This window comes from Burkholderia sp. AU16482 (genome assembly GCF_002223285.1).
Classification (GTDB): Bacteria; Pseudomonadota; Gammaproteobacteria; order Burkholderiales; family Burkholderiaceae; genus Burkholderia; species Burkholderia semiarida.
In genome coordinates this window covers 238487-253098 of sequence record NZ_NKEY01000003.1, presented here as the reverse complement: position 1 = coordinate 253098, position 14612 = coordinate 238487, and the positions used below count along the sequence as shown (strand labels likewise).

The 14612-nt window shown below is 67.7% G+C and carries 15 protein-coding genes and 2 pseudogenes; 10 read left to right on the top strand and 7 right to left on the bottom strand.

The features are described 5' to 3' along the window. Positions 1-21 precede the first annotated feature (21 nt). The 3 genes and pseudogenes from CFB35_RS03530 to CFB35_RS35250 all read right to left on the bottom strand — a co-directional run. Positions 22-1086: a glycosyltransferase family 2 protein gene (locus tag CFB35_RS03530; protein ID WP_059574343.1), complete on the bottom strand. Its 1065-nt coding sequence runs from the start codon at positions 1084-1086 to the stop codon at positions 22-24. A 140-nt stretch (positions 1087-1226) separates the two neighbouring features. Then, the gene (yiaA, locus tag CFB35_RS03525; protein WP_059574344.1) at positions 1227-1670 is read right to left on the bottom strand and encodes an inner membrane protein YiaA; all 444 of its coding nucleotides are present in this window, start codon (positions 1668-1670) and stop codon (positions 1227-1229) included. Between the two features lie 124 nt (positions 1671-1794). Further along, positions 1795-2083: pseudogene (locus CFB35_RS35250) on the bottom strand (AraC family transcriptional regulator); the annotation flags it as partial. A 130-nt stretch (positions 2084-2213) separates the two neighbouring features. Between CFB35_RS35250 and CFB35_RS03515 the strand changes: the two are divergent. Both CFB35_RS03515 and CFB35_RS03510 read left to right on the top strand, forming a co-directional pair. Further along, a complete protein-coding gene (locus CFB35_RS03515; protein WP_059574266.1) occupies positions 2214-2543 on the top strand; it encodes a carboxymuconolactone decarboxylase family protein in 330 nt (109 codons plus the stop codon). Between the two features lie 201 nt (positions 2544-2744). Then, a complete protein-coding gene (locus CFB35_RS03510; RefSeq protein ID WP_011544669.1) occupies positions 2745-3578 on the top strand; it encodes a class II glutamine amidotransferase in 834 nt (277 codons plus the stop codon). 108 nt (positions 3579-3686) lie between these two features. On the opposite strand, the gene CFB35_RS34105 is transcribed toward CFB35_RS03510, so the two are convergent. Next, positions 3687-3911 carry a hypothetical protein gene (locus tag CFB35_RS34105; protein WP_143328692.1) on the bottom strand — a complete coding sequence of 75 codons (225 nt, stop codon included), beginning with the start codon at positions 3909-3911 and terminating at the stop codon, positions 3687-3689. A gap of 268 nt (positions 3912-4179) precedes the next feature. Between CFB35_RS34105 and cysC the strand changes: the two genes are divergently transcribed. From cysC to CFB35_RS03495, 3 genes and pseudogenes are all read left to right on the top strand, one after another. Then, complete coding sequence (gene cysC / locus CFB35_RS03505) at positions 4180-4710, top strand: adenylyl-sulfate kinase (RefSeq protein ID WP_060011431.1); 531 nt, start codon at positions 4180-4182, stop codon at positions 4708-4710. Between the two features lie 85 nt (positions 4711-4795). Then, positions 4796-4951: pseudogene (locus tag CFB35_RS35245) on the top strand (mannose-1-phosphate guanylyltransferase/mannose-6-phosphate isomerase); the annotation flags it as partial. A gap of 200 nt (positions 4952-5151) precedes the next feature. Continuing rightward, on the top strand, positions 5152-5964 hold the full coding sequence (locus CFB35_RS03495) for a mechanosensitive ion channel family protein (protein ID WP_059574269.1): 813 nt from the start codon (positions 5152-5154) through the stop codon (positions 5962-5964). Positions 5965-6054: 90 nt separating this feature from the next. Here CFB35_RS03495 and CFB35_RS03490 read toward each other — a convergent pair whose 3' ends face one another. Beyond that, positions 6055-6738, bottom strand: coding sequence for a DedA family protein (locus CFB35_RS03490; protein ID WP_059574270.1), 684 nt, complete (start codon positions 6736-6738; stop codon positions 6055-6057). A 183-nt stretch (positions 6739-6921) separates the two neighbouring features. Between CFB35_RS03490 and mutL the strand changes: the two genes are divergently transcribed. Together mutL and miaA are read left to right on the top strand one after the other, a co-directional pair. Next, the gene (mutL, locus tag CFB35_RS03485) at positions 6922-8907 is read left to right on the top strand and encodes a DNA mismatch repair endonuclease MutL (RefSeq protein ID WP_089464565.1); all 1986 of its coding nucleotides are present in this window, start codon (positions 6922-6924) and stop codon (positions 8905-8907) included. Beyond that, positions 8904-9878 (top strand): tRNA (adenosine(37)-N6)-dimethylallyltransferase MiaA, encoded by a 975-nt coding sequence (miaA, locus tag CFB35_RS03480; RefSeq protein ID WP_089464564.1) that lies wholly within the window; start codon positions 8904-8906, stop codon positions 9876-9878. Before mutL ends, miaA begins: the two co-directional genes overlap by 4 nt. 4 nt (positions 9879-9882) lie before the next feature. On the opposite strand, the gene tetR is transcribed toward miaA, so the two are convergent. Continuing rightward, positions 9883-10515, bottom strand: coding sequence for a tetracycline resistance transcriptional repressor TetR (tetR, locus tag CFB35_RS03475; protein WP_060011424.1), 633 nt, complete (start codon positions 10513-10515; stop codon positions 9883-9885). 56 nt (positions 10516-10571) lie between these two features. Between tetR and tet the strand changes: the two genes are divergently transcribed. Then, complete coding sequence (gene tet, locus CFB35_RS03470) at positions 10572-11771, top strand: Tet(A)/Tet(B)/Tet(C) family tetracycline efflux MFS transporter (protein ID WP_089464563.1); 1200 nt, start codon at positions 10572-10574, stop codon at positions 11769-11771. A gap of 105 nt (positions 11772-11876) precedes the next feature. On the opposite strand, the gene purM is transcribed toward tet, so the two are convergent. Then, a complete protein-coding gene (gene purM / locus CFB35_RS03465) occupies positions 11877-12932 on the bottom strand; it encodes a phosphoribosylformylglycinamidine cyclo-ligase (protein WP_089464562.1) in 1056 nt (351 codons plus the stop codon). Between the two features lie 253 nt (positions 12933-13185). On the opposite strand from purM, the gene hda reads away from it, so the two are divergent. Beyond that, positions 13186-13920, top strand: a complete 735-nt coding sequence (hda, locus tag CFB35_RS03460; RefSeq protein WP_059574276.1) for a DnaA regulatory inactivator Hda — start codon at positions 13186-13188, stop codon at positions 13918-13920. 11 nt (positions 13921-13931) lie between these two features. Continuing rightward, positions 13932-14609 (top strand): HAD family phosphatase, encoded by a 678-nt coding sequence (locus CFB35_RS03455; RefSeq protein WP_011656045.1) that lies wholly within the window; start codon positions 13932-13934, stop codon positions 14607-14609. Positions 14610-14612 lie beyond the last annotated feature (3 nt).

Sequence of the window (14612 nt, the reverse complement as noted above, 5' to 3'; positions counted from 1 at the left end):
CGAGGCGTGGCGCCATTTCAATCAATGACGGTGATAAGACAGTGCGTCGAGATCGCGCCGGGCCGATGCGCGTCCCGTGAGCCCGAAACCGCGCGCGAGCGCGCCGAGCGTATCGACGGCGGATGCGGCGATCGTGACGCCGACGGCCGCCAGATAGCGAACCGCGCCCAGTCGCGGCAACTGCTGGCGATCGAGCGCGCGCAGGCTGTAGCCGAGCCGCATCGCCATCACGCAGAACGGGCCGAGCGGGCCGCTGCGGCCGAGCCACTGCCATTGACGCGGCAGGTACGCGTTCACGAGATGCGGCGTCAGCCCGACGCTGTCCTCGCCGCGCATCCAGCGCAGCTTCAGCGATTCGCGACGTGTGTCCGGCAGCCGATGCTCGGTATGCGCGGCCGGTGCGAATTCGACGGCCACGCCAGCCGCCTGCATCCGCAGCCCCATCACCTGGCAATGCGCGCGATAGACGCCGTCAAGCGGCTCGTAACGGAATTGCGCGAACACGTCGCGTCGGAACGCGACGTTGTTGGCGTAGAAATTGCGCGTCGCGCCATCGCGTAGCGGGCTCGGGAAATACATGAAATCGATCGACGTCAGCGCGATGCCGAGCACGTTGGGCGCGTAGCTGGTCCGCCCCGCCACCGCGACGGGCGCGTCGCCCGCGTCGCGTGCGAACGGTGCAAGCAGATGTTCGAGCCAGTCGTCGGCCGGCCGGCAGTCGGCATCGCCGAATACGACGATGTCGCAGCGATCGGCATCGACGCGATCGAAGCCGTCGTTCTTTGCATCGTAGTAGCCGGTGCTCGCACCGATCTCGACGAAGTCGATCGGGCGGCCGGCCAGCGCGGCGATTTCCGCGCACGCGTCGGCGGGCAGGCCGTCGTGCGTGATGATCCATTGCGCAAGGGCGGCCGGCGGCACGGTCTGTTTCGACAGCGCCGCCACGAGGCGTTTCAGGCTGTCGACGGCCTGCGCGAGGCCCGCGCCGCCGCGCAGGTTGTTCGTCTCCAGCACAAGCGCGGCGTGCGCGGCCACGGAACGGGCGGCCAAGCGCGCCCGCGCAGCGGTATCAGTGAAGTTCGGCATCCGGAATATCTCCATCGTCATGCGTGACGGCATGGACGAAACGAAAAGACAGCGGGGCCGCGGCGCGCCGGCGAATGCGGGCGCAGCGAGCGTCGTCGCGCAACGGGCGGCCTCGGCGGGCGCGCCCGCTGCGCCTGCCGTCACTCGTGGATCGACGGTGCGGAATCCGCGTCGGTATAGCGCGGCTTCGCGTTCTGCAAGTCGCGCGTGTTCTTCTGCACGGCCACCGAGCCGAACAGCGCGAGCACGAACGACATCGCGTAGAAGCCCTTCTCGCTCAGTTGCAGCGTCGCGTTGAAAAGGCCGACGATCAGCAGCGCGATCGACAGCAGCAGCGCGATCCAGCTGAGGCCGTAGTAGATGCCGGTGACGGGAATGCCTTCCGCGCGGTCGCGCACGCTCTTCTGCAGCGAGATCGCCGCATAGAGGCCGAACACCAGCACGGTGAAGTAGTAGCCCTTCTCGTTGAGCTGCATGCCGGCGTTCCAGAGCCCGATCAGGAATGCCGCGAAACCGGCGAGCAGCGCGGCCCACGACGCGGCCACGAACGCGAACGACGGTTGCTGGATGGTGGTCTGGTTCATTGCTTTGCCCTCTCTTTCTTGTTGTTCGAAATCGTTGTCGTTGAACTGCGTTTTGCGCATGGTAGCAGCTTCGGCGCGCGACATCGCGGCCGCGGCGCCGAGCGGCTCGACCGTCCACGGTTGCGCCGGCGCCTGCAGCACGGCCTGGCCCGGCGGGCCGAGCCGCGCATCGGCACGCGAGCATGAACACGTCGTCCGCGCCGGGAAACCGCACGAAATCGCCGTCAGAGCGTTGCAGCGTGCGTGCGTCGGCGGCACGCAGCCGGCAGGCTCCGGCCGGCGCCAGGTGGAACGCCGCCTCGCCGGGCGGCAGCGGGCCGTGCGGCATCGCGAACGGGGCCGTCGAGCAAGCAGTGCATGTCGGACTCGACATGGCTGCGCCCCGGCGACAACAGTCGACCCCATGCATCCACGAAACGACTGCGCTGAAAATCCACACTCCCGCCTATCGAAACCCTCATCGAGAGCGATCAGAATAGCCTTGCATCGCCCGAGATCGCGGCAGCCGCCGCGCTCGTCACTCTTCTCGAAAAAGGACGCATCATGCTGAACTGGAACGAATACCGGAAGGAGCTCTCGACGCGTATCGGCGACATCGCCAAGCTGTCGCCCGACACGCTGGCCGGCTACCAGGCGCTGTCCGGCGCCGGGGCCAAAACCGGCCATCTCGACGCGAAAACGCGCGAGCTGATCGCGCTCGCGGTGGCCGTCACGACGCGCTGCGACGGCTGCATCGCCGTGCACACGGCCGAAGCGGCCAAGCATGGCGCGACCCGGGAGGAAGTGGCGGAAGCGCTCGGCGTCGCGATTGCGTTGAATGCCGGCGCGGCGCTCGTCTATTCGGCGCGTGTGATGGACGCGCTCGGCGACTGAGCCGACGCGGTGCGGCACTGCCGTCGTGCCGCACCGCAGCGTCGAACGGCTGCGTTGCGTGACGCCGGCAGTGTGGCCGCACGGTGGTCCATCGCGCGTATGCGGCCGCCATGTATGACGATTGCCGGTGACGCGCCTCGATGCGGCAACGCCGCTCAGTCGGCTACCATGCGCGAACGATACATCGTGAAGGAGCGCTCCATGTGCCGCTGGCTCGCCTATACGGGTAATCCGATCCATCTGGAAACCGTGTTGTTCCGCGCGAAGCATTCGCTGATCGACCAGAGCCTGCATTCGGAGCTGGGCGCCACGACCACCAACGGCGACGGCTTCGGCATCGGCTGGTACGGGCATCCCGACGAACTCCCGTTCCGCTATCGCTCCGTGCATCCCGCATGGAACGATCGCAACCTGCGCGAAGCCGCACGTGCGATCCGCTCGCGGATGTTCATCGCGCACATTCGCGCGGCGACCGATACGCCCGTGCAGGAAACCAACTGCCATCCGTTCCGCCACGGCCGCTGGCTGTTCGCGCACAACGGGCTGATCCGCGACTTCCACAAGTTGCGCCGCGACCTGACGATGAAGGTCGATCCCGCGCTGTTCCCGACGCTCGAAGGCTCGACCGACTCCGAGCTGATGTTCCGCCTCGCGCTCACGTACGGTCTCGAGCAGGCGCCGCTGCCGGCGCTCGAACGGATGGTCGGCGTGGTCGAGGAAACCGCCGCGCGGCATCGCGTCGCCGACCCGCTGAACATGACGATCTGCGCGACCGACGGCGAACGGATCGTCGCGGTGCGCTATTCGAGCGAACGGCAATCGCGCTCGCTGTTCCACAGCACGTCGTTCAAGCATCTGCACGAGCTGTATCCACATAACCCGCGCATCGCCGAAGCCGGCGACGACGCGTTCATGGTCGTGTCGGAACCGCTCGTCGACCTGCGCGGCGCGTGGGAGGAAGTGCCGGAGGGGATGGCGATCGTCGCGCACGGCGCCGACGTGCAGCAGCGGCCGTTCGGGCCGCGGCACAAGTGACATGCCGCAGTCCTGACGAATCGAGCGCGTCCAGGTGGCGAGTACTTCGGTGCGATACGGCCGTTTCGCCGATCCGGTTGCGCCGGGCCGACGCCCGGTACTGCCAGATCAATCGAAAGCGATACGAATCGTCGCGCGACGAATACGATCGGGCAAACGCCTCGGATAATTCCCCAATTCGATAATGAGCGACGGAGTCGCATGGCGAAAGCGGATGCTGCGCACTAGCACAGTTTTCGCTGAATAAAAAAATCGATGCCCTTGCGATTCATCCCGACCGGGAACCACGGCAATAATCGACACACGGTCGAGAACCCTGTCGACGATACGCATTCATTTCGAATTATTACGGCGCATCGGCAATCATTACCGTGCGGGCGATGCTCGCACGCCGTCACGGCGACTGAAGGCGACCGTTTATTCCTGATTAAAATATTCAAGTTACCAATTTTGAAAAGCACCGCTACAATTCGCCGACGGATGAATCCGCTTCACAATTAAAGTACGAGGCCGTTACCGGCACATCGAATCCGAGATGGCTCAAGATCTCCCCAGTTCTCCCCCTGTCACGCTCACGCGCGATCCATCCGTGCTTTCCAGCATGAAGCAGGACCATGCCTTCGTGGTATGGCTTACCGGCATCTCCGGCGCCGGCAAATCGACCCTCTCGAACCTGCTGAAGCAGCAACTCGATGCGCGCGGTCTGCGGACTTTTCTGCTGGACGGCGATCGGCTTCGCGAAGGATTGAATCAGGACCTCGGATTCAGCGACGCAGACCGCCACGAGAACATTCGTCGGACCGCCGAGGTCGCGCGCCTGATGGTGGATGCCGGGCTCGTCGTCATCGTTGCCCAGATCTCGCCGTTTCGCGAGGCACGCGCCAAAGCGCGCGCACGTTTTCCGCAGGGCATGTTCTTCGAAGTCTTCGTCGACGTCGCGCTCGACGTGGCGGAGGCGCGCGACCCCAAAGGGCTCTACGCACGGGCAAGGCAAGGGACCCTTCGGCAGTTCACCGGCATCGAATCGATCTACGAGCAGCCGGTATCGCCCGACGTGCATGTGCGCACGGGCGAGGCAGGTCCGCTGGAATGCGTGCACGCGATCATGCGCAAATTGCCGTTGAACGGCTGATGCCCATCGTCGAACGTCGTCCGCTGCCCGTCGTGCATCGCCCTCGCCGCGAGCACCGCGCCATCGTCGGCCACCGCGGCGCGATCTGACTGAAAACCAGCCGACCGACATCCCGCTCGGCACGACGCACCGTCCGGCGAACCCCGGCAAGATTCGGCTCGAACCGATCGAAGTGCAGTCGGGCACGTATCTCGGCGAGGACGACACCGCCCGCCTCGACGGCACCTACGGCCGCGCGGCGCGGCAAGCGACTCGACGCCCGCCGCGCGCCGCGCGCCACGACAGGCCGTCCTCAAACGGGCCGCACGCATCCACGTCCCGCCCGTTTTTCACTACGTCAAGCAATGTCAGCCCGGTTGCCCGCCGCTCGCCGGTCAGGTTATAAAAGCGCACCCATTCCGGTGCATGCGCCGCCCTTTTACCCTTGACTTCGGAGAACGCATGATCGATCTCGCCACCGCCCAGCAATTCCTGATGACCCGCGGCCTCGACTTCGGCCTCAACCTCCTCGCCGCGATCGTCTTATGGTTCGTCGGCCGCTGGGCGATCCGCATCGGCACGCGCCTGCTCGGCAAGGTCGTGCGCCGCAGCGGCAAGGTCGACCCGACACTCACCGACTACCTGACCTCCGTCGTCGGCGTGTTGCTGACGATCCTGCTGATCCTCGCGATCCTGCAGATCTTCGGCGTGCAGACGACCTCGTTCGCCGCGCTGCTCGCCGGCCTCGGCCTCGCGATCGGCACGGCCTGGGGCGGCCTGCTCGCGCATTTCGCCGCCGGCGTGTTCATGCAGGTGCTGCGCCCGTTCAAGATCGGCGACGTGATCAGCGCGGGCGGCGTCACGGGCACGGTGAAGGAGCTCGGCCTGTTCGGCACGACGATCATCACCGCCGACAACATCGTGACGATCGTCGGCAACAACAAGATCTTCTCGGACAACATCGCGAACTACAGCGCGACGCCGCACCGCCGCGTCGACCTGACCGCGAAGATCGCGAACAGCGTCGATGCGGCCGATGCGATCAACCGCCTGAAGACGCAGATCCAGCTGGTGCCGAACGTGCTGAAAGTGCCGGCACCGGACGTCGGCGTGCTGCAGTTCACGCCGGAAGGCCCGCTGCTGTTCGTGCGCCCGTCGACTCAACCGGAGAACTACTGGCAGGTGTACTGCGACACCAACCGCGTGATCCTCGAGACGTTCCGCGAAGCCGGCTATCCGACGCCCGAAACGCCGGTCTCGCAACGCAACGCGTGACGGCAGCAGCCGAACCGCACGGCGAACCGCGCGGACGAAAAAAAAGCGTGGCCGCCGCCACGCTTTTTTATTGCGTCGAAGCACGTCGCGTCAGCGCCCGCCCGCCTTCGGCGCCCCGTTCGAGCGCCGCCCGCGCACGAGCTTCCACACCGCGCCGAGCGCGACCGGCACGATCGCCGCGCCGATCCCGACCAGCACGATCACGTTCAGGTACTGGCGGACGAACGGGATGTTGCCGAAGAAATAGCCGAGCAGCACGAGCAGCAGCACCCACACCAGCGCGCCGATCACGTTGAACAACTGAAAGCGCGCGACGCTCATCGACGACGCCCCCGCGACGAACGGCGCGAACGTGCGCACGACCGGGATGAAGCGCGCGAGCACGATCGTCTTGCCGCCGTGCTTGTCGTAGAACGAGTGGGTCTTCTGCAGCGCGGCGCGATCGAGGAAGCGCTCGAGCACCGGGATATGCGTATTGAACACCTTCGGGCCGACCCAGCGGCCGATCAGGTAGTTCACGGTGTTGCCGGTAATCGCCGCGACGAGCAGCAGCACGATCAGCAGGCCGACGTTCATTTCACCCGTCGCCGCGAACGCGCCGCCGATGAACAGCAGCGAATCGCCGGGCAGGAACGGGAAGACGACGAGCCCCGTCTCGCAGAACACGATCAGGAACAGGACGAGATAGACCCACGCGCCGTACTGCCGGATGAAATCGCCGAGGAAAGCGTCGATATGCAGGACAAGGTTGACGAAATGAAGCAGCGTATCCAAATGCGATTCCTCGAAGGCGATGGGGCCGGAACGGCCGGGACAGGCCAGAGATGGCCGACGCGCCTGCCGGCCAGGGCGGCGCGTGCAACGGGGTGATGATACCGAAACTCCCTTAAGGCTCCGTGAAAAAACGTAACGGCCGCTCGCGCCGGCACACGTTCGCCGCCTCGCTATAATTCGGCCATGTCCGATATCACCGAAACGGCCGCGGGCGCCGCGCCCACCCCCGCCGCGCGCCCGCTGCGCGCGATCCAGCCCCTGCCCGACCAGTTGATCAGCCAGATCGCCGCCGGCGAGGTCGTCGAACGCCCGGCGTCGGTCGTCAAGGAGCTGCTCGAGAACGCGATGGACGCCGGCGCGACGACGCTGCGCATCGTGCTGGAGGAAGGCGGCGTCAAGCGCATCTCGATCACCGACGACGGCTGCGGCATTCCGCCGGACGAACTGGCGCTCGCGTTGATGCGTCACGCGACCAGCAAGATCCGCTCGCTCGAGGAACTCGAGGCAGTCGCGACGCTGGGTTTTCGCGGCGAAGCGCTCGCATCGATCGCATCGGTCGCCGAGATGTCGATCACGAGCCGCACGGCCGATGCCGCGCACGCGATGAAGATCGATGCGCAGACGGGCGTGCTGTCGCCCGCCGCCGGCTCGATCGGCACGACGATCGAGGTGCGCGAGCTGTACTTCAACACGCCCGCGCGGCGCAAGTTCCTGAAAAGCGAGCAGACCGAATTCGGCCACTGCCTCGAAATGATCCGCCGCGCGGCGCTCGCGCGGCCGGATGTCGCGATCTCGGTGCTGCACAACGGCAAGGCCGTCGAGCACTGGAACGCGACCGAGCCCGCGCAGCGCGTCGCGAAGATCCTCGGCGACGGCTTCGCGACCGCGCACCTGCCGCTCGACGAGCGGGCGGGCCCGCTCGCCGTGTACGGTTGCGCCGGCCTGCCGACCGCGAGCCGCGGGCGCGCCGACCAGCAGTATTTCTTCGTGAACGGCCGTTTCGTGCGCGACAAGCTGCTGACGCACGCGGTGCGGGCGGCCTACGAGGACGTGCTGCACGGCGACCGCTACCCGTCGTACGTGCTGTTCCTCGACCTGCCGCCCGAAGCCGTCGACGTGAACGTGCATCCGTCGAAGATCGAGGTGCGGTTCCGCGATTCGCGCTCGATCCACCAGTACGTGTTCCATGCGGTGCAGCGTGCGCTTGCCCGCCATGCGGGCGCGTCGCCGGAAACCACCGCGGGCGGCCATGCCGCGCAACTCTCCCCGGCGCCGCGCGGGCCGGCGTCGTTCGTCGACACGCCGCTCGGCCAAAGCCAGGGCCACGCGGCAGGCGGCAGCGGCTTCTCGTCGCCGTCGTCTTCATCGTCGGCGGGCAATACCTGGATGCGCCAGGCGCGGATGACGCAGGGCACGCTGCCCGTCGCGCAGCCGCTCGCGCTCTACGATGCGCTGTTCGGCCGCAAGGACATTGGCGCGGGCACGCCGGACGGCACGACGCTCGTCGCCCGCGATACGGCCGAGGCGCCGGTCGCGCCGCTGCCGGGCTTCGCCGCGGCGCCGCTCGCCGCCGGCGCGCACGACGAGCAGCCGCTCGGCTTCGCGCTCGGCCAGATCCACGGCATCTACGTGCTCGCGCAGAATGCGTACGGCCTCGTGATCGTCGACATGCACGCGGCGCACGAGCGAATCCTGTACGAGCAGTTCAAGAACGCGCTCGCCGATCGCTCGGTCGCCGTGCAGTCGCTGTTGCTGCCGATCTCGATGACGGCCACGCCGGTCGAAATCGGCACGGTCGAGGAAGAGCGCGACACGCTCGAATCGCTCGGCTTCGACCTCGCGGTGCTGTCGCCGACGACGCTCGCGATCCGGGCGGTGCCGGCGCTGCTGAAGGATGCCGACCTGCAATCGCTCGCGCGCGCGGTGCTCGCCGACCTGCACGCGTTCGGCGGCTCGCGTGTGCTCACCGAGCGCCAGCACGAGCTGCTCGGCACGCTCGCGTGCCATCACGCGGTGCGCGCGAACCGGCGCCTGACGCTCGACGAGATGAACGCGCTGCTGCGCCAGATGGAGGCGACCGAGCGCGCGGACCAGTGCAATCACGGCCGGCCGACCTGGTACCAGCTCACGCTGAACGACCTCGACCGTCTCTTCATGCGCGGGCAATGAGCGCTTCCTCGCAGCCCACTCCGACGACGATCGCCTGCCTGCTCGGCCCCACCGCCTCGGGCAAGACCGCCGCGGCGCTGGCACTCGCCGCGCGCCGCCCGATCGAGATCGTCAGCGTCGATTCGGCGCTCGTCTACCGCGACATGGATATCGGCACCGCGAAACCGTCGCGCGACGAGCGCGCGAGCGTGCCGCATCACCTGATCGACATCATCGACCCGGCCGATGCGTATTCGGCCGCGGAATTCCGCACGGACACGCTGCGGCTGATCGGCGAGATCGTCGCGCGCGGCCGCACGCCGTTGCTTGCCGGCGGCACGATGCTGTACTACAAGGCGTTGACGCAAGGGCTCAACGACCTGCCGCGAGCCGACCCGGAGATCCGCGCGACACTCGACGCCGACGCCGCGCGCGACGGCTGGCCCGCGCTGCACGCGCGGCTCGCGCAGGTCGATCCCGACACGGCCGCGCGGCTCGCGCCGAACGATTCGCAGCGGATCCAGCGGGCGCTCGAAGTCTTCATGCTGAGCGGGCAGCCGATGTCGGCGCTGCTCGCCGCGCCGCGCCGCACGGATGATGCGGCCGCCGCGTACCGCTTCGTGCCGGTCGCGCTCGAGCCGTCGGATCGCGCGGTGCTGCACGCACGGATCGCGCAGCGCTTCGACGCGATGCTCGATGCGGGTTTCATCGACGAAGTCGAGCGGCTGCGGCGCCGCGACGATCTCCATCCCGATCTGCCGTCGATGCGTTGCGTCGGCTATCGGCAGGCGTGGGAATTCCTCGACGGCGATACCGACTACCGGACGATGCGCGACAAGGGCATCTTCGCGACACGTCAGCTGTGCAAGCGCCAGATCACGTGGCTGCGCGCGATGCCGGAACGGATCGTCGTCGACTGCATCGCGCCGGATTCGACGGCTCGCGCGCTCGACGCGCTCGAACGCGTGCTCGACGGCCGCACGCCGCGCTGACCGTTCAATCCGCCCGACGCGCCGCCAGGCGCGCGCGGGCGCCGTCGACGATCCATGCGATGCCGCGCTCGAACGCTTCGTCGCCGCCGCGCTCGCGCAGCACGGCCCAGCCTTTCGCGAACAACGGATAGTCGGCCGCGTCCGGCAGTGACGCATCGGCGTCCGCGTCCGGCGCCGCCTGCTCTTCCAGCACCCATCCGACCACGAAGCGGCCGATCGCGACCATCACGTCGACCGCTTCGTCCGGCGTGAACCCCGCGTCGCCGAGCAGCGCGATCTTGCGTTCGATCGAGCTGAAATGCAGCGCGCGCGGCCGCGTGCCGGCGTGCAGGCGCGCCCCGTCGCGATAAGCCAGCAGCGCACGGCGGAAACTGCGCGCATTCTCCGCCAGCCACGCATCCCACACGTCGCCCGGCTTCGGCAGCGACGCGCCGTGGCGCTCGAGCATGATCGCCTCGGCCATCGCGTCGAGCAGCTCGGCCTTGTTCCTGAAATGCCAGTACAGCGTCGGCGACTGCACGCCGAGCCGTTCGGCGAGCCGTCGCGTCGACAGCGCGTCGATGCCCACTTCGTTCAGCAGTTCGAGCGCCGCGCGCAATACCGTATCGCGCGTCAGCCGCGCGCCTGTGTCCTTCATCTCTATCACCGATAGGGAAACTGTGGAATAATCATTACTCTATCATCGATAGAGTAATGCCCTTGAATCCGTCCCTGATTGCCATTCTCGCCACGGTCCTGCTCGACGCGATCGGCGTCGGCATCGTGATGCCGATCCTGCCGGGCCTGCTGCGTGCGCTCGCCGGCGCGGGCAGCACCGATACCCACTACGGCATCCTGCTGGCGCTGTACGCGTTCGCGCAGTTCCTGTGCGCGCCGCTGCTCGGCGCGCTGAGCGACCGTCTCGGCCGCCGGCCGGTGCTGCTCGCGTCGCTCGCGGGCGCCGCGCTCGACTATCTGCTGATGGCGCTCGCGCCCACGCTCACGTGGCTTTACGTCGGGCGGCTGATCGCCGGCATCACCGGCGCGAACGTCGCGGTCGCGACCGCGTACGTGACCGACGTGACGGCCGAACCCGACCGTGCGCGGCGCTTCGGCCAGCTCGGCGCGATGATGGGCATCGGCTTCATCGCCGGCCCGCTGATCGGCGGGCTGCTCGGCGCGCTGCACCTGCGTGCGCCGTTCGTCGCGGCCGCGTTGCTCAACGCGCTGAATCTCGTGCTCGTGTGGCGTGCGTTGCCGGAATCGCGGCCGCGCGCGGCCCGGGAAGGCCGGACGGCCGGCACGCTCAACCCGTTCGCGAGCCTGCGCCGGCTGAGCGGCGCGCCCGCGCTCGCGCCGCTGGTCGGCATCTACGTGATCGTGGCACTCGTGTCGCAGGCGCCCGCGACGCTGTGGATCCTGTACGGCCAGGAGCATTTCGGCTGGTCGACGCCGGTCGCCGGACTGTCGCTCGCCGGCTACGGCGCATGCCACGCGCTCGCGCAGGCGTTCGCGATCGGGCCGCTGATCGCGCGGCTCGGCGAGCGGCGCGCGCTCGCACTGGGGCTGGCAGGCGATGCGCTCGGGCTTGTGGTCATCGCGTTCGCCACGGCCTCATGGGTGCCGTTTGCACTGCTGCCGCTGTTCGCGGCCGGCGGCATGACGCTGCCGGCGTTGCAGGCGATGCTCGCGCGGCAGGTGGACGATACGCGCCAGGGCGAACTGCAAGGCACGCTGGCGAGCGTGGCGAGCCTGATCGGCGTCGCGGGGCCGCTGGTCGTCACCGCGACCTACGCGTCGACGCGCACGACGTGGCCGGGGCTCGTGTGGGCCGCGGCCGCGCTGCTGTACCTGTTCGTGCCGCCGTTGCTGGCCGGCGCGCGCCCGGCGAACGCACCGCGAGCGTCCGCTTGAGCGTCGGGGGGGCGCCGGCCATACTGAGCGCTCGAGCGGCCGAAAAAAAAGCCGCCGGGATCGATCCCGGGCGGCTTTCCTTGCTGCATCTGCTGCGGCAATGCGTCAGACCACGACCGTCTGCGCCTCGCCTTCGCGGGTCGCACGCACGGTGCCGATCTTCCACACCTGTTCGCCGGCGGCGGTCAGGTCGGCGAGCGCTGCGTCGGCATCGGCCGCCGAGACGATCACGGCCATGCCGATCCCGCAGTTGAACACGCGGTGCATTTCCGCATCGGCGACGCCGCCGTGCTCCTGCAGCCACTTGAACAGCGGCGGCAGCGGCCATGCCTTCTGGTCGAGCTCCGCGGTGAGACCTTCGCGCAGCACGCGCGGAATGTTCTCGACGAGGCCGCCGCCGGTGATGTGCGCCATGCCCTTCACCGTCAGCTTCTGCATCAGCGCGAGCAGCGGCTTCACGTAGATGCGCGTCGGCGCCATCAGCGCGTCGGCGAGCGAGCGGCCGTGGAAATCGGCGGACAGATCCGGGTTCGCGCGCTCGATGATCTTGCGCACGAGCGAGAAGCCGTTCGAGTGAATGCCGCTCGATGCGAGGCCGAGCACGACGTCGCCTTCGGCGATCGTGCTGCCGTCGATGATCTTGCTCTTCTCGACCGCGCCGACCGCGAAGCCGGCCAGGTCGTATTCGCCGTCCGGGTACATGCCCGGCATTTCGGCCGTTTCACCGCCAATCAGCGCGCAGCCCGACAGTTCGCAGCCCTGCGCGATGCCCTTGACGACGGTGGCGGCCGTGTCGACGTCGAGCTTGCCGCACGCGAAGTAGTCGAGGAAGAACAGCGGCTCGGCGCCCTGCACGAGGATGTCGTTCACGCTCATCGCGACGAGGTCCTGGCCGACGGTGTCGTGCTTGTTCAGATGAAAGGCCAGCTTGAGCTTGGTGCCCACGCCGTCGGTGCCCGACACGAGCACGGGCTCCTTGTACTTCTTCGGCACTTCGAACAGCGCGCCGAACCCGCCGATGCCGCCGAGCACGCCGTCGCGCAGGGTTTTCTTCGCAAAAGGCTTGATCTTGTCGATGAGCGCGTCGCCGGCGTCGATGTCGACGCCTGCGTCGCGATAGGACAGACCCTGAGCGTCGGGAGCGGATTTCGGAGGATTCATGGGGGAATGCGAGAAGGTCGGTAAAATGCGATTTTACCCGAAGCCGGCCCGTTGGCCGGAATTCCGAGCACCGAATCGTCAGGGATTGCATCTTGGTCAACACGTCCCCGTTTTCATCGCCGGGCGAAGCGCGCCGAAGCCCGCGCCGCGCCGCCGTGCGTACGGTCGCGCGTGAAGCCGGCCGAGGCGCCTTCCCGTGCGCGCGCCCGGCGTACGGCACGCGTTTTTTCAACCGATCCGCACTGTGACTGCTGTGTCCCGTCAACTGACGCTCGATCTCGGCACGCCGCCGCCCGCCACGTTCGACAACTTCATCATGAGCGAGGAGAACGACGAGCTCGTCACGCGCCTGCAGAAGCTCGATCTCGCGCTCGCGGCCGGCCCCGTGCCGGACCGGTCGTTCTATATCTGGGGCGAGCCCGGCAGCGGCCGCACCCACCTGCTGCAGGCGCTCGTGAGCGATGCGTCGTACGGCTATGCGCGCTACCTGAGCCCGCAGAGCCCGCTCGGCGCGTTCACGTTCGACCCGCGCATCGGCATCTACGCGATCGACGACTGCGACCGGATGAGCGACACGCAGCAGGTCGCGCTGTTCAACCTGTTCAACGAAGTGCGCGCGCACCCGTCGAGCGCGTTCGTCGCGGCGGGCCCGGCGGCGCCGCTCGCGCTCGACGTGCGCGAGGATCTGCGCACGCGCCTCGGCTGGGGGCTCGTGTTCCACCTGTCGCCGCCGTCCGACGCCGGCAAGATCGCCGTGCTCAAGCTCGCGGCGAAGGAGCGCGGGATCGCGCTCACCGACGACATCGCCGCGTACCTGCTGACCCATTTCCGGCGCGACATGCCGAGCCTGATGGCCTTGCTCGACGCGCTCGACCGCTTCTCGCTCGAGCAGAAACGCGCGGTCACGCTGCCGCTGCTGCGCCGGATGCTCGCGCGTCCCGGCGACGACATCACACCACCGGGCACGGGCCCGAACCGCTTCGAGTAAAATGCGCTTCCATGACTAATCTGGCACTCTTTGACCTCGATCACACGCTGATCCCCACCGATAGCGACCACGAATGGGGTCGCTTCATGGTGAAGCTCGGCATCGTCGACGCGGAAAGCTTCTCGCGTCAGAACGACCAGTTCTTCGCCGACTACAAGGCCGGCAAGCTCGACATCCACGCGTACCTGTGCGCGATGCTCACGCCGCTCGCGAAGTATTCGCGCGCGCAGCTGGCCGAATGGCACGAGCAGTACATGCACGAGGTGATCCGCCCCGCGATGACGCCCGCCGCGCTCGAACTCGTGCGCAAGCACGTCGATGCCGGCGACCTGTGCTGCGTCGTGACGGCCACCAACGAATTCATCACGCGTCCGATCGCGACCGCGTTCGGCGTCGACACGCTGATCGCGTGCGAGGTCGAAACGACCGACGGGCATCCCGACTCGCCGTACACGGGCCGGCCGACCGGCACGCCGAGCTATCGCGAAGGCAAGATCGTGCGCACCGAAGCATGGCTCGCATCGCTCGGCAAGCACTGGGACGACTTCGAACATAGCTACTTCTACAGCGACTCGCACAACGACATCCCGCTGCTCGAGAAAGTCACCGACCCGATCGCGACCAACCCTGACGACACGCTGCGCGCGCATGCAAGCAACCGCGGCTGGCGTATCCTCGATCTCTTCTGAACG